This window comes from Rathayibacter sp. AY1C2 (assembly GCF_002931195.1).
GTDB lineage: Bacteria > Actinomycetota > Actinomycetes > Actinomycetales > Microbacteriaceae > Rathayibacter.
On sequence record NZ_PSWG01000018.1, the window covers coordinates 38294 to 60448 of the forward strand.

Here is a 22155-nt window from a genome sequence, read left to right on the forward strand (position 1 = left end):
GAGTCTGCTGACCCCCTCGACGAGAACGCAGCGACATCACAGCCACCCAACCCCGACCGTCCGGGAAGCCGGGACACGTCACATGACCTGTGCTGCGGGCGTGTCGAGTGGGTCGTCCAGGGGCGACGCAGGAGCGTCGACGCGACGTGCTGAGAGGTGGTTCCAGTCGAGCGCTAGGACACCGGCTACAGGCATGGCGATAGGTCAGGAACGGCGTCGCTCCCTGCGCAGGAGGGAGCGCAGAGTCTCGGCATTCGCGTAGCCGACCCGTAGCGCGATCTCGGCGGAGGTGAAGTCCGTGGTTGCTGAGAGGTGCCGAGCTCGTTCGATGCGAAGCCGTTGGACGAAGCCGAGCGGAGTGAGGTTGAGCGCCGCACGGACTCGTCGTTCGAGGGTGCGCCGGCTGGTGCCGAGCGACTGCGCGACGAAGGCGACGTTGAACGGTTCGTCCAGGCGGGCGCGCACGAAGCGTTCGAACTCGACGACGATCGGGTCCTCGTGCCGGAGATGTTCGTAGGCGACGAAGGCCGCCTGAGACGGACGCTCGTCGATGATGAGGAGCTTGGCGACATGTTGGGCCAGGTCGGGGCTGATCGATCGCACGAGTGAGAGCGCGAGGTCGATGTGGGCGAACGCGGCGCCGGCGGTGACGAGGTTCCCGTCGACCACGACCATGGTGTCGAGATCGAGGGCGACGGTCGGATAGCGCTTCAGGAACTCCGGCCCCAGGAACCAGCTGGTCGTCGCCCTCCGATGATGCATCCGTCCGGTCTCGGCGACAGCGAACACGCCGGTGCACGCCGCGGCGATCCGGGTGGTCGCCTCGTCGAGGCGCCCGAGCGAGGCGATGACCGAACGAGCATCTCGGCTCTGGAGGACGTCGTTGGTAGCGGCGGCCGTAAGGGTTCCAAGCGCAGGGACGACGACCACGTCGAACTCTCCGGACTCCGACAGCGGGTGGTCCACCGACAGGGTCATCGATGCCGTCGTGGTCACTCGCCGTTTCGGTCCGAGGATGGCGAGTTCGATCGGGTCGATCCGCGGGTCGACATCGCCGCGGGCTCCGTCGGCCACCCGCACGATGTCGATGATCGACGCGATAGCCGAACCGAAGCAGCCGTCGATCGCGATCAGTCCGATACGCATGACGTAAACAATAGCAATACTGCCGTATACGCCACTCCCCACCGGCCCTCGCTCGTCATACGCTGAACTCGTCCCACGAAGAACCCCGACGTCAAGGAGAGCCCCTCATGTCCACACCCGCATCACTTCCGTATGCCTTCGTCGCCAAGATCGTCGCGGCCGACGGACAGCACGACGCAGTCGCCGATCTGCTCGCCGGCGCTGTCGCACTCGCCAACGAAGAAGGAGGAACGATTGTCTGGTTCGCGGTCAGGACCCACGCCGACACCTTCTGGATCTTCGATGCATTCCCCGACGAAGCCGCTCGCGACGCCCACGCCAACGGCGCCATCGTCGCAGCCCTGATGGCCAACCAGCACCTCCTCGGCGCAGCACCCGAGATCCTGGCGGCCGACGTCCTCGCGTCCAAGCTCCCGTAGTCCGCCAACGCACGAGACGATCGCGCCCCGCCGAGCCGTCGCCAGGTCGCGACGCAACGCCACGCTGCGTTGCCGAGCGGTGCGAGGCCTATCGGCACACGGACAGGATGCCGGCCGCGAGCGCTCAGCCGGCGAGGGGTCCGTCGCAGAGGAGAGCGACGTCGGTGTCGGGCAGAGCCGTGAGGCCAGCGCATCGCGCGACCACCAGAACGGTTCGCCGGAGCCGCCTGTCGGAATCGAACGGACGACCTCATCACGTCGGCTTTGCGTCTATCGCTTGATGCGCCCACTGGGCGAGCGAGCCGCTGACCTGCGCAAACGCCGAGCGTGGAGGACGCCGCCATCCGGTGGTGACCGACGACGACCGACCAGTACCGACCGTTTCACCGGAGCTTGCGGCGGCGTCGAAGCCGAGCAAGCTCCATTCTTCTAGCTCACCGCGCCCTCCTCCTCGCCGGCCCCGTCGTCGGCGAAGACGTTTCAGGGGTCTTCTCAGATGACGGTGTAGGTCGGCCGGGCGCGTCGGTCCGCAGATAGACGTCGAGGTCTCCCGACGACGGAGGTTCCTACGCCATCCGTCCGAAAGACCTCGACGTGTCCGACGCTAGCCCGCCGGCCGGGTTCGGCCGCCCTGACCTGACCGCCTTCGCTCGACTCGACGGCCTCGGTCTGCACACCGGCGCGGACCTGCTCACCGACAAGCAGAGCGACAGGCTACGCGCGCTGTTCGTTGATGACGCTCACGTCGAGGTCGAGGCGACCTGGGGTGTCTACCAGCGCATGATCGCCGCCTATCGCCACGAGGACCGGCAACGTGGCCGCGAGCTCATGGAGAAGCTGATCACCGACCTCAGCGCCGGCGTCCCCAAGGTGCTCACCGAGCTCACCACCCTGGGCCGGACCCTGAAGAAGCGAGCCGCTGACGTGCTCGCCTACTTCGAACGACCCGGCACCAGCAACGGGCCCACCGAGGCGCTCAACGGACGGCTCGAACACCTGCGCGGCTCCGCACTCGGGTTCCGCAACCTGACCAACTGCATCGCCCGAAGCCTGCTCGAGACCGGCGGCTTCAGACCCCAACTCCTACACCCCCGATGGGGATGAGCCGCTCAGCTCCGGCGCGGCCGCCCCGTGAAGTGCTTCACCCCGTAGACCAGGAGGAGCAGGATGCCGCTCAGCTGCAGGGCGAGCGAGAAGCCGGAGGCGAATTCACCGGCCGGCCACACCAGCCTCAGCACCAGCGCGACGAACATCGCTGTGACCCCGACGACGAACAGGACTCGATTCCGCATCCGTCGAGTCGACCATCCGCACGCGGGCCCTGGCCAACCGCCAGTGCTCAGCTCAGGCGCTCGGTCAGGTGGACGGTGACGACGTCGCCGAGGTCCTTGCCGATCGTCTTCCGCAGTTTCGCGCTGATCGACAGCATGTGACCGCCGGTGCCGGTCGGCAGCAGGCCCGCGGTCACCGGCTCGCCGTCGACGGTGGCGACCACCTTCTCCGACCTCCCTGTGCCGAGCAGCTCGACGGAGCCGGGCACCTCGACGCACGACCAGAGGTCGCCCTTCACGGCGACACCGATCGGGGCGGTGAAGGCGAGGTCCAGGGGGCCGGCGCTCATGCGCTCTCCTCCGCGGACGCCGCGCTCTCGCCGGAGGAGTCCTGCCCGCTGTACCGGTCGAGGATCTCGTCGTACATCGCGGCGTCGAGCAGACCATCGGACAGGGCCCGGCGGACCTCCTCGAACTCCCCCGGGTCGAGGGTCGTCCAGTCGAAGCCGTCGCTCGGCGATCCGGGCCGGTAGCGCCGGCGGCCGAGCTCGTCGACGGCCTGCTCCCGCGTCAGCTCCCCCGCGGCGAAGCGCTGCGCGATCCCGTACGGTGTCGCGGTGGAGAAGCCGGAGCGCACGTGCGGCAGCGCGGCGGCGGCCTCGATCCCGTCGGACACCTCGTCGATCGACATGCGGACCCCTCCCGTCCGAGGGTCCACCGACCCTCCCGTCGACCCTACGACGAGACGTCGCATCCCGGTCGGGCCGGGCGACGCGCACTGCCCTCGACAGGCGGCTACCGTTCCTCCATGACCGGACACGCCGCTACGTCCCGGCACGAGTTCCGCGTCGACTCGCGCACGCTCGTCGCCCACGACTTCCCCGGCACTCGAGCCCCCCGCGCTGCAGTCGTCTGGTGCGGAGGGACACCGCACACCGGCGCACTCCTCGCTCCCCACGTCGACGCCGCTGCGGCGCGCGGCATCCGGCTCGTCTCCGTCGCCCGTCCCGGCTTCGGCGGCTCGATGCGCGCTCCCGGACGGAGCATCGCGGACGCGGCCGCCGATGTGCTCCGCGTCGCCGACCTGCTCGGGATCGAGCGCTTCGTGGTGACGGGCTACTCCGGCGGCGGCCCGCACGCACTGGCCGTCGGGGCTCTCGGAGGTGATCGCGTCCGGGGCGTCGCGACGTTCGGCAGCCCGGCGCCCTTCAGTGACGACGGAGCATGGTTCGACGGCATGCAGGATCCGGGCGCTCTCCGCAGCGCGCGCAACGGCCGGGCTGCGCGCGAGGAGTGGGAGGAGACGGCCCGCTTCGATCCTGAGCAGTTCACCGGTGACGACTACTCGGCCCTCGACGGCCCGCTGACGGCGCTCGGCGCAGAGGCCGGCCGCGCCTCGGAGCTCGAACAGGGCGGGAGCGTCGACGACGACCTCGCCCTCGTCATGCCCTGGGGCGTCGACCTCTCGCGCCTCACCGCGCCGGTCCTCCTCCACCACGGCGCGGCCGACAGGGTGGTCCCGGTGGCCCACGCGGAGCGGATCCGCCGCCTCCACCCGGCTGCGGAGCTCACGATCCGGCCCGGTCGAGGCCACATCGGCGTCCTGCTCGACTGGCCGGACGTCCTCGACCGCCTCCTCGCGGACGGGTTCCTCGGGGACCGCCCCGGCAGCGGAGGCTGAGCGTCTCATCGCGGCCGGCAGCGGATCCGACGCGCAAGGTGGGCCTGGAAGGGCCACGCTTCGGGAGGGCTCCCTCCGCGAGGATCACGGCATGGCCCCCCACACGGATCCCCGCCGATGACTCTGCAGGACCTCGCCGACGAGCTCGCCCAGGCTCTCGACCGCCCGGTGACGATCGAGGACGCCTCGAGCCGGGTGCTGGCCGCGACGCGCGCGCGCGAGGAGGCGCCTCACGACGGCGTGTTCCCCGTCCAGGATCCGCGGGGCCGGCTCGCGACCCTCCTCCTCCCCCGGGAGCGGCCCGCGCCGCTCACTCCGGCCGAGTACTCGCTCATCGATGCGGCCGTCGGAGCGATCCGCCGCCTCCTCGGCCCCTCGACGCGGGCGGGCGGCAGCTCCCGGCGCGCAGACGTCCTCGCGGCGCTCCTGTCGGGCGACGGCGGCACCCGGCGCGCCTCCTTCGCCGAGGCGGTCGAGCGCCGCTGGCTGCGCCGGGACGCCCAGACCGTGGTCCGCGCGGTGCGGCTGACCGGCCCGACCGGCTCCCTGCAGCGGACGGCGCTGGCGCGGCGGATCGACGCGAGCGCCGCCTCCGGCCTGACGTTCCTCGGCGACCAGGAGGGCGTGCTGTTCTTCGTGAGCGTGGAGGCGCCCGAGGCCGCCGCGGAGGCGGACGACGTCCTGCGGGCGGAGGCGCGCGGCCGCGGCACGGCCGTCGACGCGATCGGCTCGGCGCACTTCGACGTCCGCGACGACGACCTCCTGCCGACCGCCGAGCGGGCCGCTCTCGCGGCGACCATCGTCGGCTCCCTGCCCGACGGCCGTAGCCGGGCCGACATCGCCGAGCTCGGGGCCTGGGTGCTCCTCGCCTCGATCGGGGCGGACAGCTCGCAGCTCGCCATGCTCTCGCCGGCCGCGGCGACGCTGCTCGAGCGGGGCGACGAGGTGCAGCGGCGGACGGTCGAGGCCTACCTCGACGTGCGCGGCAGCGTGCGGGAGGCGTGCGGGCTCCTCCACATCCACCGCACCACGCTCTACTACCGCCTCGACAACCTGCCCGAGGCGGTCCGGGAGGCGCTCGACGACGGCCTCGCCCGCAGCACGCTGCACCTCTGCCTCAAGCTGATGAAGTTCCGCGACGGGCTCGAGCGGCGGCGGGCCTCGTGACCGTGGCCGGGGACCTCCCGCAGGTCCGCCTCTACGGGCGGCGCGAGAGCCGCGACGCGTGGGAGATCCGCGACCTCCTCTCGCGCAGCGTCGTCTCGTTCTCGTGGACGCCGATCGACACGGACGAGCAGTGCCTCGCCGTCGCGGGGCATCCGCTCGCCACCGCGTCGCTCCCCCTCGTGGTGTTCCCGGACGGCAGCCGCGCCTCCGATCCGACGCTCGCCGAGGTCGCGGCCCGGCTCGGCTGGGTGGGCTCGCCGCGGCTCGCGGAGTACGACCTCTCCATCTACGGAGCCGGCCCGGCCGGGCTCTCGGCCGCCGTGTACGCCGCCTCGGAGGGGCTGAAGGTCGTGGTCCTCGAGCGCTCGGCCATCGGCGGGCAGGCCGGCTCGAGCAGCCTGATCGAGAACTACCTCGGCTTCCCGCACGGGATCGCGGGAGCCGATCTGGCCGAGCGCGCGCGGCAGCAGGCCGTCTCGTTCGGCGCCGAGCTGCTGCGGATGCGCGAGGGGATCCGCGGGCGCTTCGCCGACGACCGGATCCACGCGCTGCTCGCCGACGGGACGACCGTCGTCGCCCGCACCAACATCTGCGCCACGGGCATCCAGTGGCGCCGGCTCGGCCTCGAGCGCGAGGACGAGCTGCTCGGCGTCGGCCTCTACTACGGCGCCGGCACGAGCGAGGCGCCGCTCTGCGAGGGCGAGGACGTCGTGGTCGTCGGAGGCGGCAACTCGGCCGGGCAGGCCGTGATGAACCTCTCGGCGCACGCGCGGCACGTGACCATGCTGGTCCGCGGCCCGGATCTGGCCGACAGCCTCTCCTCCTACCTCGCGGAGCGCGTCGTCCGGCAGCCGAACGTGACGATCCTGCTCGACTCGCGCGTCACCCGCCTGCACGGCGCCGACGCCCTCGAGTCGATCGAGGTCGAGAACTCGGCGACCGGTGTGCACGGGGCGCTGGCCACCTCCCACCTCTTCGTCTGCATCGGGGGCGAGCCGGATACGACGTGGGCGGCGGAGACCGCGATCGTCCGCGACTCCGGCGGCTACCTCGTGACGGGACCGGATCTCGCCGGTGAGCACGCGGCTCGCGACTGGCCGCTCGAGCGGGCGCCGTTCTACCTCGAGACCAGCGTCCCCGGCTCCTTCGCCGCGGGCGACGTGCGCCGCAGCTCGGTCAAGCGCGTCGCCTCCGCCGTCGGCGAGGGCGCGATGGCCGTCACCTTCGCCCACCGCCACCTGCAGGAGACCTCGTGAGCCGCCGGCTGCCGATGGTGCGCCACGGCGTCGGCTTCTGGATCGTCGCCGCGACCTTCCTGCTCGTGATGGCGTACTCGACGGTGCCGACTCCGCTCTACCCGCTCTACCAGCAGCTCGACGGCTTCCCGCCGTTCGTGATCACCGTCGTCTTCGCCGCCTACGCGGTCGGAGTGATCGTGAGCCTGTACCTCGCCGGTCACGTCAGCGACTGGCTAGGCCGCCGCCGAGTGCTGCTGATCGCGGTGCTCGTCTCGGCGATCTCGGCCGTGCTCTTCTCGCTGACGACGGAGGTGCCGGGGCTGATCGTCGCCCGCTTCGTCAACGGCGTCAGCATCGGGATGCTCACCGCCACCGCGACCGCCCACCTCGGCGAGCTGCGCGCCCGCGCCCGGCCGGACGAGAACACGATCGTCGCCGCGTCGATCTCGGGCGCGGTGAACCTCGGCGGGCTCTCGCTGGGCCCGCTGCTCGGAGGGGTCTTCGCCGAGTTCCTGCCCGATCCGCTCCTCCTGCCGCACCAGGTGTTCCTGGTCGCGCTGCTCGTGGCGGGCCTCGCGCTGCTCCTCGTGCCCGAGACGGTCGACGTGCCGGAGACGGCGCCCGCCTACCGGCCGCAGCGGCTCTCGGTGCCGGCGGACGCGCGCAGGGCGTTCCTGCTCGCGGCGTTCGGAGCGTTCTCGGCCTTCTCCGTCCTCGGCCTCTTCACCTCGCTCGCACCGACGTTCCTGGTGCAGACCTTCCAGGTGCGCGACCACCTGCTGGCCGGCGCGACGTCCTTCGCCGTGTTCGCCTCCGCGGCCCTCGGCCAGCTGCTGCTCGTGAAGGTGGGGACGCGCCTGCAGCTCTCGATCGCGGTGGCGGGCTGCGCGGTCGGGCTGGCGGCGGTCGCGGCCGGAGCGATCGCTCCGCAGCTGGGAGTGTTCCTCGCCGGGGCCGTCGTCTCGGGCTTCGGGGTGGGGCTGCTCTTCAAGGGCTCGATCGGCACGGCGGTCGCCCTCGCGGATCCCGCCCGCCGGGGCGAGACCCTGGCGGTGGTGTTCCTGGTCGCGTACACGGGACTCGCGGTGCCCGCACTGGCGGCGGGAGCGGCGCTCAACCTCGTCGCCGCGACGACGGTGCTGACGGTGTTCGCGGCGCTCGTGCTGGCGGCGACCGCGACGGCCGGCGTGCTGCTGCGCGCCCGCAGCGCGGCGGCCGGGCGATGAGCGGCGGAGCGGGGCGGCGCTGCGGGGTGCGGGCCGGCGGCCGTCCGGGTGCCGGCCGCGTGCACCCCGGACGGCCGCCCGCCGCATCAGAAGTCCTCGCGCCGCTCCTGCTCGGCCTCCGCGGCCGGCTCGAGCGCGGCGAGATCCCCGAGCGCGAGGCGCAGCTGGCGCAGCAGCCACTCCTCGGTCAGCGCACCCGCGTCGAGCGCGTCCAGCCGGCGGAGGCGCTCGGCGGCCGACCCGGTGAGGTCGGCGGGCGTCCCCGCGCTCATGCGCCGTACCCCGCTCCGCGGAGCAGGCGGCGCAGGTCGACGAGCTGCTGCTCGTCCACGTCCTTGCGGTGCGGCCGGTGGAGGGTCTCGGTCGTCGAGCCGACCGTCACCGAGAAGGCGCCGTCGTGCTTCTCGTGGACGGTGCCGACGGCCTCGAGCAGCGTCAGCACGTCCGCCCAGAGGACGTTGTGGCTCGGCGAGTCCTCGAGCAGCCGCTCGAGGGTGTCTCGCTGGTTCGAGTGGAGGTGGCGGGTGTCGGTCATGAACGGCCCTTCGGTGTCTGCGCACGCGCCCCGGTGGCGGTGCTCGGCGTCGCGTCCGACGGTAGGCGCGCGGGTGGAGCCGGTGCGCGAGTCGGATGACTCGAAGAGCGGACGCCGCGGGGCGGCCCCGCGAGAGGTGCGGTCCCCGCGAGAGGTGCGGCCGTGAATCCGGAGCCGGGCGACCGCCTCGACGAGGAGGACTCTCCCCGAACGCCCGCGTTGCCCGAGGCCGCCGTCTCCGCCGCGTCGCTCCCGGACCGGCCGGCCGCGTTCCTCAACGCCCTGCTGACCGAGCACTTCGTGCTGGAGTCGGCGCGCGGGATCACCGTGACGGAGTCGAGCAGCCGCGCCTCGCTCTACCTGACGATGCTCTCCAGCTCGCTCGTGGCCTTCGGCTTCCTCGCCCCGACCCGGTACGCGATGGGGTTCCTCGCGGTGATCATCCCGGTCGTCGTGCTGCTGGGGGTGTTCACCTACGAGCGGCTGGTGCAGACCTCGATGGAGGACATCGCCGCGCTGACGGCCATCCAGCGCATCCGTCGCTACTACGGGACCCTGCTGCCGGGCGCGGGCGCCTACTTCGCGGTGCCGCGCGGCCGACACGCGCCGAACGAGCTGCTCGAGATCGGCCGGCGGCAGAGCTGGCGGGGCATCTTCTTCACGATGTCCTCGGCGATCGCGGTGGTCAACTCGATCGTGGCGGGCGCCGGAGTCGCGCTCGCGCTGACGCAGAGCGGCGCGGACGAGGTCCCCGCGATCGCGTGCGGGATGGCGGCCGCGGTCGTTCTCGCGGTGCTGCACGGGGTGTACCAGTTCCACCGCTACCGGCAGATGCGGCTGCGGATCGCCGAGGCGGAGGCGCTGGACGGGGTCGAGAGGGGGTGACGGGGCGGGGCTCGGCCGGCGGGGTCCGGAGCTGACGAACGCCGATCAGGCGCGGCGTCGGCCGCCGGCTGGTCAGCTGGCTCCGACCTGCTCCCGCGACTGCTCCCTTGACTGATCAAGAGTTGTCGCACTCGACGCCCAGTGCGACGACTCCTGGACTCTCGTGGCGATCGCTCCTCGGCGGGCCGCCGCGACCATCCAGAAGTCGCCGTCGTCGGTCGCGAGTACGGCGACTCCTGGCTACTCGCCGCCTGTGGACGAGCGTTGGGTGTCGGCGGCTCCGACGGCCGCGACTGCTCGAGACTTGTCGCAGTCGACGCCCAGTGCGACGACTTCTGGACTCTCGTGGCGATCGCTCCTGGGCGGGCCGCCGCGACCATCCAGAAGTCGCCGTGGTCGGTCGCGAGCACGGTGACTTCTGGCTGCACGCCGCCTGCGGACGTGCGCAGGTAGCCGGCGGCCGGCGGCCGGCGACTGTCCAGGAGTTGTCGCAGTCGATGCCGAGTGCGACAACTCCTGGACTCTCGCGAAAGTCCTGCGCTCTCGCGGAGGCGCGCGGCTCAGCCGCGCTCGGCGCGCTCGGCGAGGAGGTACTGCCAGTCGCGCGGCACGCGGTCCTTCGGCCCCGGGGTGGTCTGGCTCGCCGGGTGGCTCTGCGGGTCGGCCAGGGCGGGGCCGTCGGCGTAGTCGTCGGTCCGGTAGTCCCAGAACCAGTCCTCGCCGGGCTCGAAGCTGCGGATGACCGCGTGGCCGGTCGAGTGGTAGTGGGCCGTCGCGTGGCGGTTCAGCGAGTCGTCGCAGCAGCCGATGTGCCCGCAGAGCGCGCAGCGGCGCAGGTGCAGCCACCACGAGCCGGACTGCTCGCACTCGACGCAGCCGGGGCCGCTCGGCGGGACGGAGGGGTCGATCATCTGCTGCGACGTCATGCGCTCAGCATGCGCCTCCCGCGGCGGCAGGCACCAGGTCGGATGACTCGATCCTGCGGCTCCGTCACGCGCTCCGGGCGTCCTCGAGGCTGAGGAGCGCGTCGCGGAGCCCGGCCCGCGAGGTCACCCCGAGCTTGGGGAAGATCCGGTACAGGTGCCCGCTGACGGTGCGGGGCGAGACGAAGAGCTGCTGGGCGATCTGCTTGTTCGACAGGCCGGCAGCGGCCAGGGAGACCACGCGCCGCTCCTGCTCGCTGAGGTCGGCGGCGACCGGCGCCTCCCCCGCTCCGCCCGCCGCCCGCAGCTCGTGCTGGGCGCGGGCGAGCCAGAGCTCGGCCCCCACCGCGGCGAATCCCGCGGCGGCCTGGCGGAACCGGGTGCGCGCCTCCAGCGGGCGCATCCGGCGGCGCAGCCACTCGCCGTGGCAGAGCTGGACGCGCGCCCGCTCGAACGGCCACTCCTCGGAGGCCGGGTCGAGGGAGCGCTCGAAGAGGGCGCCCGCGCCGCCGGTCGGATCGAGGACCGCGGTCGCCGCGAGGGCGAGCATCCGCCCGCGGGGAGCGAGGGGCCGCGCGGCGAGTTCCGCCGCGGCCGCCGCCAGCTCGGCGCAGTGCTCGGGCAGGCGGAGGCGCGAGGCGGCCTCGGCTGCGTCGAGGAGCTCCAGCGGGTCGCCGCCGGCGCAGGAGGAGGAGCGGGCGTGCGCCTCCTCGAAACGGCCGCCGCCGAGGTCGAGCGAGCACAGGGCGTGATCGGCGGCGCGCGCGACCGACGCCGCTCCGTGCCGCAGCGCCCAGGCCGTCGCGCGCTCGGCGCACTCGAGGGTGCGTGCACGGTCGCCCTGCACGGCGTGGACCCGGGCGCGAGTCGCGTCGATCAGCGCGCGCACGGCGGTCAGGTCGTCGGCGCGGGCGGCCGCGCGGTCGAGGTCGGCCGAGGCGTCGTCGAGGCGACCGCCGTCGAGGGCGGTGATGCCGCGGCGGAGGAGGGCGAGGGCGCCGGGCAGGCCGTCCGCCTCCTCCCCGCCGTCGAGGAGCCCGGCGAGGCGGTCGCGGCGCTCGTCCGAGACCTCGAGCAGCGACCAGGCGAGGTGCAGCGCGACCGTCTTCCACGGGTCGCCCGTGACCGCGGAGTCCTCGGCGAGCAGCAGGCGGCGCTCCCACTCCTCGTCCGGGACCGGCCGCACGCAGGCCTCCACGAGGCGCAGGACGGGATCGAGGGGGTGCTCCTCGCCGACGGCGAGCGCCTCCTGCCACCACGCGGGATCGCCGCGGAGCATGCAGGCGAGGTGGAGGACGGTCGCCAGCAGGTCGACGGCGTCGTCGTGAGGGGCTGCGTGGTCGGCGGGGATGCTGCCGGCGTCGTCGCGGGAGGCGCCGATCTCGGCGGGAGCGACACCGCCGACAGGAGAGTCGCCGCCGGCGAGCGAGGCACCACCGACTCCCGCGCCCCCACGCCCCGCCCGAGCGCCGAGCCCCCGGAGGGCCGCGCGGCGGACCCCGCCCACGTCCCCCGTGCGGAGCAGCGCATCGGCCAGCCGCGCCGCCTCGACGCCGGTCCCGGGAACCCCGCCGTCCTCCCGCGAGCGCTCGACCACCCGCTCGAGGGCCGCCGCGTCGCCGGTGAAGGCCGCGACGGCAGCCGCGCGCGCCTCGAGCTCCTCCCGCAGAGCAGCACAGCGCGCGCTCGAGCGCGCCTCGGTGAAAAGGAGCAGCGCCTCCTGCGGCCGACCCGCGCGGAGTCGCTCCTCCGCCGCGTCCCTCAGCAGCCGCGCCCGCTCCTCCGGCCCGGCCGCGTCGTCCGCCGCGAGCAGCAGGCGGAGGTGCGGGGCCGACTCCGGGCGCTCGGCGAGCCGCCTCCGTGCCGCCCGCAGCGCTCGGGGCATCGCCGTCGAGAGCACCACCGCTCGGACCACCGGGTCGCGGAACGCACGGCCGCCCGCCGTCAGGATCCCCGCCTGCACCAGGGCGCGGTCCCCGTCTCCGGGGGCCGACCCGATGCTCTCCGGGAACTCGGCGCCCGCCACCGCGGCGACCAGGAGCGCCTCCCGGCACTCCTCCGACAGCGGAGCCAGCAGGTCGAACACCCTGGTCTCGGCCTGCTCGAGCCGCGGGTAGACCGGGAAGGGCGAGGGAGCGTCCTCGTCGGCCCAGGCCCGCCCGAGGACGTCGAGGAGCAGCGGATTCCCCTCCGCGACCCGCAGCAGGCGCGCCTCGACGGCGAGCGACCGCCGGCCGCCGTGGGCGTGCAGGAAGCCGCAGGCCGCCGCCGCGTCGAGGGGCTCCGTGCGACGGTGCCGGAGGCCCTCCCAGCCGGCGAGGACGCGACGGTCGCCGGTGGCGAGGAGGCAGGCGGCACCGACCTCGTCCACCAGCCGGGTCACCAGGGCCTGGAGGGTCTCGCGGGCGGCGACGTCGAACCGCTCCCAGTCGTCGACGACGATCAGGAAGCCGGGGTCGCAGGGCGAGGCGGAGGAGTCGCGCACCCGCTGCAGACGGCCGATCAGCGTGGCGAACAGTGCGAGCGAGGACGCGCCGATCACGGCGTCGCCCCGGTCCGGCCGCACCTCCACGACCTCGCAGCCGGCGGCGCGAGCGGTGGCCGCGGCGGAGCGCAGCATGTGCGTCCGGCCCGAGCCGATCCCGCCCTCGACCACCAGGAGCCGCTCCCGCGCGGGCGACGCCGAGCTCAGCATCCGGACCACCACGTCCTCGGGGGCGCTCGGGTGCGCGGGCGGCGAGGAGAGTGCACTGATCGTCATCGCGACTCCTGAGGGACGGGTTCCGAGGACCCCATGCTGACCGCCGGGCGCGGCCGCGCTCTCCTCCCTCTGTCGGAACCCTCCGGAGCGCACCCTCTGTCGAACCGTCCCGAGCGCCCGTCTCCCGATCGGCGCCGGGCCGGGGGGCACAGGAGGGCAGTGGGCCCCGCGAGCGCCCGACGGTACTCTGTGTCCCACCGGACGACCGGTACGGCCCCACCCCCGCACGACCGCCGCTCGACGCGGCGGGTGATCCGATGGAGTCGCACGATGAGCTCTCGCAGCCCCCTCGCGGAGTTCCTCCGCGCTCGCCGGGCGGCGCTGCGGCCGGAGCAGGTCGGCGTGCCGACCGCGGGCACCCGGCGGCGGGTGCCGGGCCTGCGCCGCGAGGAGGTCGCCGACCGCGCCCGGATCAGCCGCGACTACTACCTCCGCGTCGAGCAGGGGCACGCGGTCGCCCCGTCCGACCAGGTGCTGAACGCCCTCGCCGAGGCGCTCGCCTTCGACGAGTTCGAGCGCGCCTACCTCTTCCGGCTGGCCCGGCTGCGCCCCGGGCCGCGCGATCCCGACTCTCCTCCGCCGGGCCAGGGCGTGGAGTCGCTGCTCGCCCACTGGCCGAGGACCCCGGCGTACGCGTTCGACCGCAACCTCGACGTCCTCGGCGCGAACGACCTGATGAGCCGTCTCGCCCCCGACAAGGGCGTGCCCGGCGCCAACATGCTGCTCTCCACCTCCCGCGGCTACGCGCGCGCCGTGGCGAACGGCGACCCGCCGGACCAGCTGCGGGCGTGGGGCCAGGTCTTCCGCGAGCTGATCGCCGCGCTGCGGTTCTACAGCGACCCCGACGATCCGCGGCTGCACGAGATCGTCGGCGAGTGCTCGGTCGAGAATCCGCTGTTCCGGTCGATCTGGGCCGAGTACCAGGTCCGCCCCTTCACCCACCGGTGGATCCGCGTCCACGTCGAGCCGTTCGGCTGGCTCGACCTCGAGATGCAGACCCTGGAGCTCGCCGGCGCTCCGGGCCGGTACGTCGTGACCTACCTCGCGGCAGCGGGGACTCCGGCGGCCGCGGCCGTCGACGTCCTCGCCTCGCTGCGGCACGCTCCGGAGGCGGGCACCGCGCTGGCCGCCCCGGCCGGCGCCTGACTCGTGGCGGCGAGCCGCGCGAGCGCCTCGCGGCCCGCCGCGTCACCCGCCTCGAACAGGAGCAGGAGGCGCGCGCCGTCCCGGACCAGCCGGTAGTCCATCGGAACGGAGCCGACCGCGGTGTCGAGGAACACGACCGACCCGCGTGCGTCGGCCTCCGCCCCGGCCGCCCACGAGTCCGCGAACCGGGGGCTCCTCGCCGAGAGCTCCCCGACGACCGTCAGGAACTCCCGGTCCCCCCGGTGCCGCTCGAGCGAGTCGCGGAGCATCGCCGCGACCTGGTCGGCGGCGGACCCCCAGCAGGGCAGGTCCTCGACCTCGGACGAGTCCAGGAAGGTGAAGCGGGCGATGCTCGCTCCTGGGGCGAAGGCGGGCGAGAGCGCCCGCGCGAGCGGAGTCGCGGCCAGCACCCGCAGGTGCCGGTCCAGCAGCACCGCCGCCCTCCCCGCCCACGGCAGGAGCGCCGCCTCGTGATCCTCCGCCATGTCCCCGTCCCCTCCGCGCGTCCCTCCCTCAGCGCAGCGGAGTGATCCCCTGCGTCCCGGGCGGGAAGGTCGCCAGCACCTCCTCCGGGATGTTCAGGTGCTGCGCGACCAGCGACGGCGGCAGGTGGCTCAGCCACTGGGCGAGCGACACCTCCTCGTAGCGGGAGCTCTTGAAGGTCTCGATGTAGACCAGCGTGTCGTCGCCGGTGTTCTCCACGTAGTGGCCGAAGTTGCGGCGCACGACGCCCACGTCTCCGGCGTGGAAGTCGGTCGTGTTGGCGTGCGGGCCGGTGTTGAAGACGGTCATCCGAGCGGATCCGCGGAGGTAGTACTGCCACTCGTCGGCGTTGGGGTGCCAGTGCAGCTCGCGCATCGAGCCGGGCTCGACGGTCGTCAGCGCGGCCGAGACCGTGCGCGAGGCCGGGAAGTTCGTGCTGTCGGCGATCTGGATCCGGCCGCCGCTGTTCTGGTGAACGGGCTCCGAGCGGGAGAGCCGGAAGATCACCGCCTCGTCGCCGTCCTGCACCCCGGCCGCGGCCCGGTCGGCCTGGAGGTCGCCGGGCACGTCGCCCGGGAAGATCCAGAGGTCGTGCAGCGGGATGTCGCGGAAGACCTCCTGCGCGACGCCGAAGTTCTTCGCCAGCACGTCTGGCGGGGTGTGCGCGAACCAGTCGGTGAGCAGGAGCGTGTTGCTCTCGGACTGCTCACCGTCGTCGAACGCGAGCACGAACTCCGCCCCGTCCGGGCCGAGGCCCTGCAGGGAGTGCGGCAGGCCGGGCGGGAAGTACCAGAGGTCCCCCTCCTGCACGTCGTCGACGCTGGGCCGGCCGGTGCGGCTGAGCGTGGTGATGCGGCAGTTCCCCTTGGTCATCAGCGCCCACTCGGCGCTCTGGTGCCAGTGCAGCTCGCGGATCCCGCCGGCCTCGAGATACATGTTCACGCCGGCGATCTCGTTCGAGATCGCGAAGTCGGCCTGCGTGAGCTCGCGCGCCCAGCCTCCCCGCTGCACCCGCCGCGGCGAGATGTTGAAGGAGGACCAGAAGAACGGCTGCGTGCTGATGTCCGTCGCGGGCGCGGCGATCTGGTTCGGGAACAGTCCCTCCAGGACGCGGTTCTGCGGGCCGGTCATCGTGTTCGCCGAGGGATCGCCCTCGGTGTTCACGATCCCCTCCTGGGGGAGGTCCGGGTCTCCGAAACCGGGGGTCTCGTGGTGCGGAGCGGTGCTGTCGTCGGGTTCCACGGCGTTCTCCCTGCTGATCGTCCTGCGCGCCTGCGCTGCTCCGATCCCACCGCTCCGGCCCGGGCCGCACCACGGTCATCCGACTCGATCCGCGCCCCGACGACCGGCCCGGGTCAGCCGCCCAGGCCCTCGAGCACGTCCCGCGAGGGCACGAAGTAGACCCCGCCGGTCGTCGCGGTCGAGAAGTCGAGGAGGCGGTCGTGCCGGCCCGCGGGCACGCCGACGAACATCCGCGTCAGCATCGTCTCGATCACCGACAGGTCGGCGGCCAGGCCGAGGAAGTACGTGCCGAACTCGCCCCTGCCGGGCCGGCCGAAGGGCATGTTGTCGCGGAGGATGTCGTGCTCGGTCCCGCCGGCGTCGACCACGGTCGCGAGCCCCTTGTGCGAGAGCTGCGCCGGATCGTCCTCGCGCTCGACGTTGTCGGCCTTGCTCCGGCCGATGACCCGCTCCTGCTGCTCGGTGGTGAGCGCGTGCCAGGCCGTCAGGTCGTGCAGGTACTTCTGCACGACCAGGTAGCTGCCGCCCGCGAACGCCGCGTCCTCCGCGCCGATCAGCGCGACGCGGGGCAGCGCCTCCCCGGTCGGGTTCTCGGTGCCGTCGACGAAGCCCAGCAGGTCGCGGTTGTCGAAGTAGCGGAAGCCGACCACCTCGTCGCGGACGACGACGTCCTCGCCGAGCGCGTCGAGCAGGAGGCGCTCGAACTCGAAGCAGGCGTCGTCGCGCTCCGCCCGGATGTGGAACAGGAGGTCGGTCTGCGTCGAGACGGCCGTGTGCGCCGCGCCGACCACCTCCCTGAACGGGTGCAGCTGCGCGGGGCGCCCCTCCCCACCGAAGCGGTCCCACGCGTCGCTCCCGATCCCGACCAGGCAGGAGAGGCGCAGGCCCAGGTCGCGGAAGCCGACCGCGCGGAGGATCCCGCCCACGTCGGCGACGACGTCCCGCACGCGGTCCGCGGCGTCCTGCCCGCCGACGATGTCGAGCGAGAGGAAGACGGCGGACCGGCTGAGCGGAGCGACGACCGCCTGCGGCTCGATCGGGACGCGGTCCTCGACGGTCACCGGAGCACCGCCGGCCGGGCCGTCGTCGTCCTGCGCGTCGGCAGGGCCGTCGTCGTGGGCGTCGTCGTGGGCATCGCGACCTCCGATCCGCGCGCCGCGGAAGGGCGCGTCCGCCGCGATCCTGTCAGCGTCCGCGGTGCCGGTCACGAGTCATCCGACCCCACTCGGCGAGCGCGGCCGGCGGCCCCGGCACCGCCCGGGCGACCAGGTCTGGACGATCGTCGGAACATCTGCTCGCGCCCTTCAGGGAGCGCTCCCACGCCCCTATCGTGGAGCCGCTCCCCACCCTCATCCGGGGAGGCACCACCTTGGACACGACCCGGGCCGGGCTCGGGATCGACACGAGCACGGAGGTTCGAAGATGCCGTTTGTGACCACGGACGACGACGTCGAGATCTACTACAAGGACTGGGGCAGCACCGACGCGCAGCCCATCGTCTTCCACCACGGCTGGCCGCTGTCGTCCGACGACTGGGACGCGCAGATGCTGTTCTTCCACGCGCACGGCTACCGCGTCATCGCGACCGACCGCCGCGGGCACGGACGCTCGACCCAGGTCGGCACCGGACACGACATGGACCACTACGCCAGCGACGTGAACGCGGTCGTCGAGCACCTCGACCTGCGGAACGCGATCCACATCGGCCACTCCACCGGAGGCGGCCAGGTCGCGCGCTACGTCGCGAAGTACGGCGAGCCCCAGGGCCGCGTGGCCAAGGCCGTCCTCGTCTCGTCGGTCCCGCCGCTGATGGTGCAGACCGAGGCGAACCCCGAGGGCACGCCGATCTCGGTGTTCGACGGCTTCCGCGACGCTCTCGCGGCGAACCGCGCCGAGTTCTACCAGGCCGTGGCCTCCGGGCCCTTCTACGGCTTCAACCGCGAGGGCGTCGAGCTCTCGCAGCCCGTGGTCGACAACTGGTGGCGTCAGGGCATGACCGGATCCGCGCTCGCGCACTACGAGGGCATCAAGGCCTTCTCGGAGACGGACCAGACCGAGGACCTGAAGGCGATCACCGTCCCCGTCCTCGTCACCCAGGGCGACGACGACCAGGTCGTCCCCTACAAGGACGCCGCGCTCAAGCAGCACGAGCTGCTGCAGAACTCGACGCTCAAGATCTACGAGGGCTACCCGCACGGCATGCTGACCGTCCACGCCGACGTCATCAACCCCGACCTGCTGGCCTTCATCCAGGAGTAGCGCGGCACGCTCGCAGGCGCGTCCCGGCCGTTCCGGGGCGCGCCTGCGCGTCTGCGCTCGAACGGGGGCCGGGTGCCCCTGCGAGCGGAGTCCGGCCTCAGGCGTCGGCGCCCGCGTCCCTGCCGAGCACCGCGGCGAGCTCGCCCCGCCCGCCGATCCCGAGCTTGCGGTACGCCGCGTACAGGTGCGCGCCGACCGTGCGCGGCGAGAGGAACAGGTTCTGCGCGATCGCGCGGTTCGACAGCCCCGTGCTCGCGAGAGCGCAGATGCGCAGCTCCTGCGGGGTCAGCGTGGCCGCGGCCGGTGACGGCGCGTCGGCGATCCTCCCGCCGGCGGCCCGGAGCGCGTCACGGGCCCGATCGGCCCAGGCACGGATCGGCAGCTCCTCGAGCATCACCAGCGACTCGCGGAGGAGGGGGCGCGCCTCCGCCGCCCGACCGGCCCTGTGCAGCCCGTCGCCCACGAGCAGCAGCGCCCGCGCCCGCACGTACGGGAGCGGCGGCGGAGTCCGGCGCAGCAGCCCGGCCGCGGCGTCCGGCGCTCCATCGGCGAGCGCCACCGCGACCTGCGCGTAGCGCACCGCCGCCTCGATCATCGGCTGGTGCCAGCGCTCGAAGAGCGATTCCAGCCTCGCGGCGTGCAGGCGCACGACTCCGACGTCCCCGGTCGCGAGAGCCGCGTCGACGAGATCGGGCGTGGTCAGGATCGCGAAGCCGGGGTTCAGGGAGTCGTCGTCCGTGTCGAGGAGGGGCAGGAGCTCCGGCACGGCGTCGCCCGGTCGAGACTCGAGGACCGCCACCGCCGCTCTCGATCCACGGAGAGTCGCCCGCATCACGCTCGAGCAGAGGACGGCCGCGCCGATCGCGCTCCCCGCGCTGATCGCCTCGGGATCGGGCGCGACGCCCTCCATCGCGTCGAACCAGGCCAGGCAGGCCCGGGACGCGGTCTCGAAGCCGACGTCCCCCAGGTCGCTCCCGAGGACGAGCGCCTCCTCGGCGAAGGAGCGGGCGCGCGAGATGCGGCCGGCGAGCGACGTGGTCATCGAGGCGGCGAGGAGCGCCTGCGGGAGGATCCGGATGTCGCCGCGCGCGCGCAGCCCGGTGATCGCCTCCTCCAGGAGCTCCCGGGCGACCTCGACCTCGCCCGCCGTGTTCAGCGCGTAGCCGAGCCACCACGCCTCCTCCGGACCGCTCGCCCCGCCGGCCGCCGCGAGCGCCCGGCGGACGACCTCGTCGCCGCGGGCGATCGGCTCGGTGACCGCCGCGAGCAGGACGGCGCGCGGGTCGGAGTCGTCGAGGGCGAGCGCGCGCACCGCCTGGATCATCGGCTCCCCCGGCGACGCCTCGCGGTTGTGGTCCCAGGCGATGGCGGCGAGGTGCAGGAGCGCGGCGGTCGCGGCGTCGACGGCTCCGTGGCTCTGCAGCGCCGTCACTGCGGCGAGCGCGGGCGAGAGGTCTCCCCGCGAGAGGGCCGTGCGCCCGGTCGGCAGCGTCTCGCGCGTCCAGGCGGCGCGAGCGGTGAGCACCGGATCGACGGTCTCGCCCGCCGCGCGGTGCACGAGCAGCGCCGCCTCCGCGGTCCGGCCGGCGAGCCCGGAGTACTCGGCCGCGTCGATCAGGCGCGAGACGCGCAGCGGCCCCGCGGGGGTCAGCTCCGCCGCCCGCTCCATCGCCTGAGCCGCCAGGACGACGTCGCCCGTCGCGAGGCCTGACGCCGCGAGACCGGCGAGCTCCTCGCCGACCGGCCCGTCCGAGCCGGTCGCGAGCTCCGACCGCCACCAGAGCGTCCGGCTCGGGTCGTCGCGGTGCTCCTGGACGAGCGTGCGGAGCACGGCCGCGCGCTCGGAGGGGCGGCTCACGCTCGTCACCGCGGACTGCACGAGAGGGTGCCGGAAGCGGAGTCCGCTCCCCGGCGTCCAGCTGAGCAGCGACGCGGCGACGGCCCGGTCGATCCAGGAGGGGTCGGGGTGGCGGCCGATCGCCAGGTTCGCCAGCCGGCTCGCCTCCTCCGCCGTCGCGACGTCGCCCAGCGCCACGGCCAGCACGGCGAGCCGCGAGGGCTGGTCGAGCTCCGCGAAGCGCTCGGCGAAGGCCGACTCGAGGCGTCCGGTCACCGCGCGGTCCTCCGCCTCGTCGGCCGACGGGTCGCGCCCGGTCAGCTCCACCAGGGCGAGCGGATTCCCGCGGGCGAGGTCGAGCAGAGCGCGCCGGGCGGCGCCGCGAGGAGGATGCGGGAGCGTGTCGAGGAGAGCGGCCGAGTCGGCGGCCGACAGCGGCCCGAGGTGGAGGTGCTCGAGGCCGGAGTCCTCCTCGGGCCGGTCCCTCGTGGTCATCACGACGACGACGCGGTCCTCGCCGATGCGGCGGGCGAGCATCCGCAGCGCCCACGCCGACTCCGGGTCGATCCGGTGCAGGTCCTCCACGACGACCAGCAGGGGCCGATCGGCGGCGGCGTCGCTCAGGAGGGTCAGGGCCGAGAGGCCGGCCAGGAGCGGCGTCGGCTGCACTCCGTCCGCCAAGTGGAAGGCCACGCGGAGCGCGTCCTGCTGCGGCAGGGGCAGGCCGTCGAGGCCCGGGCGGAGCGGGTGCAGGAGGAGCTGCAGCGCCGCGTACTGGTCGCCCGACTCCGCTGCGGAGCCCGCGGTCCGCAGCACCCGCACATCGCGTGCGCGGGCGTAGGCGACGACCTCCTCGACCAGGGTGGTCTTGCCGACCCCGGCGTCCCCGTCGATGACGAGCGCCGACCCCTGGGCGGCGATGCCGTCGACCATCAGACGGAGCCGCGCGAGCTCCGATCCCCGACCGACGACGAGCGCGTCCCGCTTCACGCGTCGAGTATCGCACCCTCGCGCAGACACTCCTCGACCCGGTGGCGGGCCCGGATGAAATCGATCGCGGCGGCCGCGGCGCTGCCGGGGGCGCCGAAGAAGGAGGTCAGGAAGTGGTCGCCTCCGTGCACCTCCAGGGTCTGCCAGCGGAAGGCGATGAAGCCGAAGGGGTCGACGCGCACCGGCGACGAGCCCTCGCGGAGCGGATACGCCTCCTGGCTCGCCCAGACGCGGCGGAACACCCGCGAGCGGCCTCCGAGCGAGGCGACCAGGACCCGCAGACGCGGGTCCGCCGGGTCGGAGTGGAAGCGGAGGGCGGCCGTCATCACGGCGATCGTGCGGTCCCAGTCCTCGTGCCGCTCGGCGTCGGTCTCGAGCGCCGCGGCGTCGACGACGGCCTCGATCATGTTGGTCCCCTGCTCGCAGGCCAGGGGGAGGAACAGGCGGCCGAGCTCGTTCACGGCGACGAGGTCCAGGTAGCGGTCGACCACGTAGGCGGGCGTCGTGGTCCAGGACGAGACCATGCTCGTCAGGCTGCCGACCTGCGCCGGGGTCGGCCCGGCCTGCGCCCAGCCCGGTGAGCGGCGCGGCGCGGCGTGCCCGCCGAGCCGGAAGAGGTAGTCCCGCCCGTCCGCGTCGAGACGGAACGCGCGGGCCAGAGCGTCCAGGACCTGCGCCGAGGGGCGGCGGTCCTTGCCCTGCTCGAGCCGCAGGTAGTAGTCCGGGCTGATCCCCGCGAGCACGGCGACCTCCTGGCGGCGCAGCCCGCTGACGCGGCGCCTGCCGTCGGCGCCCAGGCCGACCTCGTCGGGGCGCAGCCGGTCGCGGTGCCCCCGGAGGTAGGCGCCGAGCCGCGCGGTGTCCGTGTCCACGATCCCGCCCTTCTCTCCCTTCGAGGCTAGGGAGGAGGCGGGCCCGACTCCACGCGACGACGACCTAGATCCGC

The 22155-nt window shown here is 73.7% G+C and carries 21 protein-coding genes and 1 pseudogene; 9 read left to right on the plus strand and 13 right to left on the minus strand.

Translation table 11 applies throughout. The features are described from left to right. Positions 1 to 204: 204 nt before the first annotated feature. Positions 205 to 1146 (minus strand): GlxA family transcriptional regulator, encoded by a 942-nt coding sequence (locus C5C55_RS12440; protein ID WP_053548963.1) that lies wholly within the window; start codon positions 1144 to 1146, stop codon positions 205 to 207. A gap of 107 nt (positions 1147 to 1253) precedes the next feature. On the opposite strand from C5C55_RS12440, the gene C5C55_RS12445 reads away from it, so the two are divergent. Both C5C55_RS12445 and C5C55_RS12455 read left to right on the plus strand, forming a co-directional pair. Beyond that, the gene (locus tag C5C55_RS12445) at positions 1254 to 1565 is read left to right on the plus strand and encodes a putative quinol monooxygenase (RefSeq protein WP_104234129.1); all 312 of its coding nucleotides are present in this window, start codon (positions 1254 to 1256) and stop codon (positions 1563 to 1565) included. A 669-nt stretch (positions 1566 to 2234) separates the two neighbouring features. Then, a pseudogene (locus C5C55_RS12455) lies at positions 2235 to 2669 on the plus strand (transposase); the annotation flags it as partial. A 5-nt stretch (positions 2670 to 2674) separates the two neighbouring features. On the opposite strand, the gene C5C55_RS12460 reads toward C5C55_RS12455, so the two are convergent. From C5C55_RS12460 to C5C55_RS12470, 3 genes are read right to left on the minus strand one after another with little or no spacing between them, the layout of a single operon-like run. After that, on the minus strand, positions 2675 to 2857 hold the full coding sequence (locus C5C55_RS12460) for a hypothetical protein (RefSeq protein ID WP_104224784.1): 183 nt from the start codon (positions 2855 to 2857) through the stop codon (positions 2675 to 2677). A gap of 47 nt (positions 2858 to 2904) precedes the next feature. Then, the gene (locus tag C5C55_RS12465) at positions 2905 to 3186 is read right to left on the minus strand and encodes a DUF1905 domain-containing protein (RefSeq protein ID WP_104234130.1); all 282 of its coding nucleotides are present in this window, start codon (positions 3184 to 3186) and stop codon (positions 2905 to 2907) included. After that, complete coding sequence (locus C5C55_RS12470; RefSeq protein ID WP_104234131.1) at positions 3183 to 3527, minus strand: hypothetical protein; 345 nt, start codon at positions 3525 to 3527, stop codon at positions 3183 to 3185. Before C5C55_RS12470 ends, C5C55_RS12465 begins: the two co-directional genes overlap by 4 nt. A gap of 117 nt (positions 3528 to 3644) precedes the next feature. Between C5C55_RS12470 and C5C55_RS12475 the strand changes: the two genes are divergently transcribed. The 4 genes from C5C55_RS12475 to C5C55_RS12485 all read left to right on the plus strand — a co-directional run bounded on the left by C5C55_RS12475 (position 3645) and on the right by C5C55_RS12485 (position 8148). After that, the gene (locus C5C55_RS12475; RefSeq protein ID WP_104234132.1) at positions 3645 to 4517 is read left to right on the plus strand and encodes an alpha/beta fold hydrolase; all 873 of its coding nucleotides are present in this window, start codon (positions 3645 to 3647) and stop codon (positions 4515 to 4517) included. A gap of 117 nt (positions 4518 to 4634) precedes the next feature. Next, positions 4635 to 5684, plus strand: a complete 1050-nt coding sequence (locus C5C55_RS16765; RefSeq protein WP_219813014.1) for a helix-turn-helix domain-containing protein — start codon at positions 4635 to 4637, stop codon at positions 5682 to 5684. After that, the gene (locus C5C55_RS12480) at positions 5681 to 6940 is read left to right on the plus strand and encodes an NAD(P)/FAD-dependent oxidoreductase (protein ID WP_219813015.1); all 1260 of its coding nucleotides are present in this window, start codon (positions 5681 to 5683) and stop codon (positions 6938 to 6940) included. The genes C5C55_RS16765 and C5C55_RS12480 overlap by 4 nt, the downstream gene beginning before the upstream one ends. Further along, positions 6937 to 8148, plus strand: coding sequence for an MFS transporter (locus C5C55_RS12485; protein ID WP_258072553.1), 1212 nt, complete (start codon positions 6937 to 6939; stop codon positions 8146 to 8148). Before C5C55_RS12480 ends, C5C55_RS12485 begins: the two co-directional genes overlap by 4 nt. 86 nt (positions 8149 to 8234) lie before the next feature. On the opposite strand, the gene C5C55_RS12490 is transcribed toward C5C55_RS12485, so the two are convergent. Together C5C55_RS12490 and C5C55_RS12495 are read right to left on the minus strand one after the other, a co-directional pair. Further along, entirely contained in the window at positions 8235 to 8420 is a 186-nt protein-coding gene (locus C5C55_RS12490) for a hypothetical protein (RefSeq protein WP_104224778.1), read from the minus strand. Further along, entirely contained in the window at positions 8417 to 8683 is a 267-nt protein-coding gene (locus C5C55_RS12495) for a hypothetical protein (protein ID WP_104234134.1), read from the minus strand. The genes C5C55_RS12490 and C5C55_RS12495 overlap by 4 nt, the downstream gene beginning before the upstream one ends. A 162-nt stretch (positions 8684 to 8845) precedes the next feature. On the opposite strand from C5C55_RS12495, the gene C5C55_RS12500 reads away from it, so the two are divergent. Beyond that, a complete protein-coding gene (locus tag C5C55_RS12500) occupies positions 8846 to 9568 on the plus strand; it encodes a hypothetical protein (protein WP_104224776.1) in 723 nt (240 codons plus the stop codon). Between the two features lie 560 nt (positions 9569 to 10128). On the opposite strand, the gene C5C55_RS12505 is transcribed toward C5C55_RS12500, so the two are convergent. Then, entirely contained in the window at positions 10129 to 10494 is a 366-nt protein-coding gene (locus C5C55_RS12505) for a UBP-type zinc finger domain-containing protein (RefSeq protein WP_104227372.1), read from the minus strand. A gap of 64 nt (positions 10495 to 10558) precedes the next feature. After that, the gene (locus tag C5C55_RS12510) at positions 10559 to 13252 is read right to left on the minus strand and encodes a LuxR C-terminal-related transcriptional regulator (protein ID WP_104234136.1); all 2694 of its coding nucleotides are present in this window, start codon (positions 13250 to 13252) and stop codon (positions 10559 to 10561) included. A 270-nt stretch (positions 13253 to 13522) separates the two neighbouring features. Between C5C55_RS12510 and C5C55_RS12515 the strand changes: the two genes are divergently transcribed. Beyond that, positions 13523 to 14398, plus strand: a complete 876-nt coding sequence (locus C5C55_RS12515; protein WP_181067851.1) for a helix-turn-helix transcriptional regulator — start codon at positions 13523 to 13525, stop codon at positions 14396 to 14398. Here the strand turns inward: C5C55_RS12515 and C5C55_RS16355 are convergent. The 3 genes from C5C55_RS16355 to C5C55_RS12530 all read right to left on the minus strand — a co-directional run bounded on the left by C5C55_RS16355 (position 14290) and on the right by C5C55_RS12530 (position 17331). Continuing rightward, positions 14290 to 14883 carry a hypothetical protein gene (locus C5C55_RS16355; protein WP_146080950.1) on the minus strand — a complete coding sequence of 198 codons (594 nt, stop codon included), beginning with the start codon at positions 14881 to 14883 and terminating at the stop codon, positions 14290 to 14292. The two genes, C5C55_RS12515 and C5C55_RS16355, sit on opposite strands and share 109 nt — an antisense overlap. Before the next feature lie 28 nt (positions 14884 to 14911). Beyond that, a complete protein-coding gene (locus tag C5C55_RS12525; RefSeq protein WP_258059808.1) occupies positions 14912 to 16123 on the minus strand; it encodes a cupin domain-containing protein in 1212 nt (403 codons plus the stop codon). 113 nt (positions 16124 to 16236) lie between these two features. Next, positions 16237 to 17331, minus strand: a complete 1095-nt coding sequence (locus C5C55_RS12530) for a Dyp-type peroxidase (RefSeq protein ID WP_308471877.1) — start codon at positions 17329 to 17331, stop codon at positions 16237 to 16239. Between the two features lie 214 nt (positions 17332 to 17545). On the opposite strand from C5C55_RS12530, the gene C5C55_RS12535 reads away from it, so the two are divergent. Next, positions 17546 to 18382 (plus strand): alpha/beta fold hydrolase, encoded by an 837-nt coding sequence (locus C5C55_RS12535; RefSeq protein ID WP_104224006.1) that lies wholly within the window; start codon positions 17546 to 17548, stop codon positions 18380 to 18382. A gap of 97 nt (positions 18383 to 18479) precedes the next feature. Here the strand turns inward: C5C55_RS12535 and C5C55_RS12540 are convergent, their stop codons facing one another. Next, a complete protein-coding gene (locus tag C5C55_RS12540) occupies positions 18480 to 21209 on the minus strand; it encodes an AAA family ATPase (RefSeq protein ID WP_104234139.1) in 2730 nt (909 codons plus the stop codon). Beyond that, positions 21206 to 22081, minus strand: a complete 876-nt coding sequence (locus C5C55_RS12545) for a helix-turn-helix domain-containing protein (protein ID WP_104224008.1) — start codon at positions 22079 to 22081, stop codon at positions 21206 to 21208. Before C5C55_RS12545 ends, C5C55_RS12540 begins: the two co-directional genes overlap by 4 nt. Positions 22082 to 22155 lie beyond the last annotated feature (74 nt).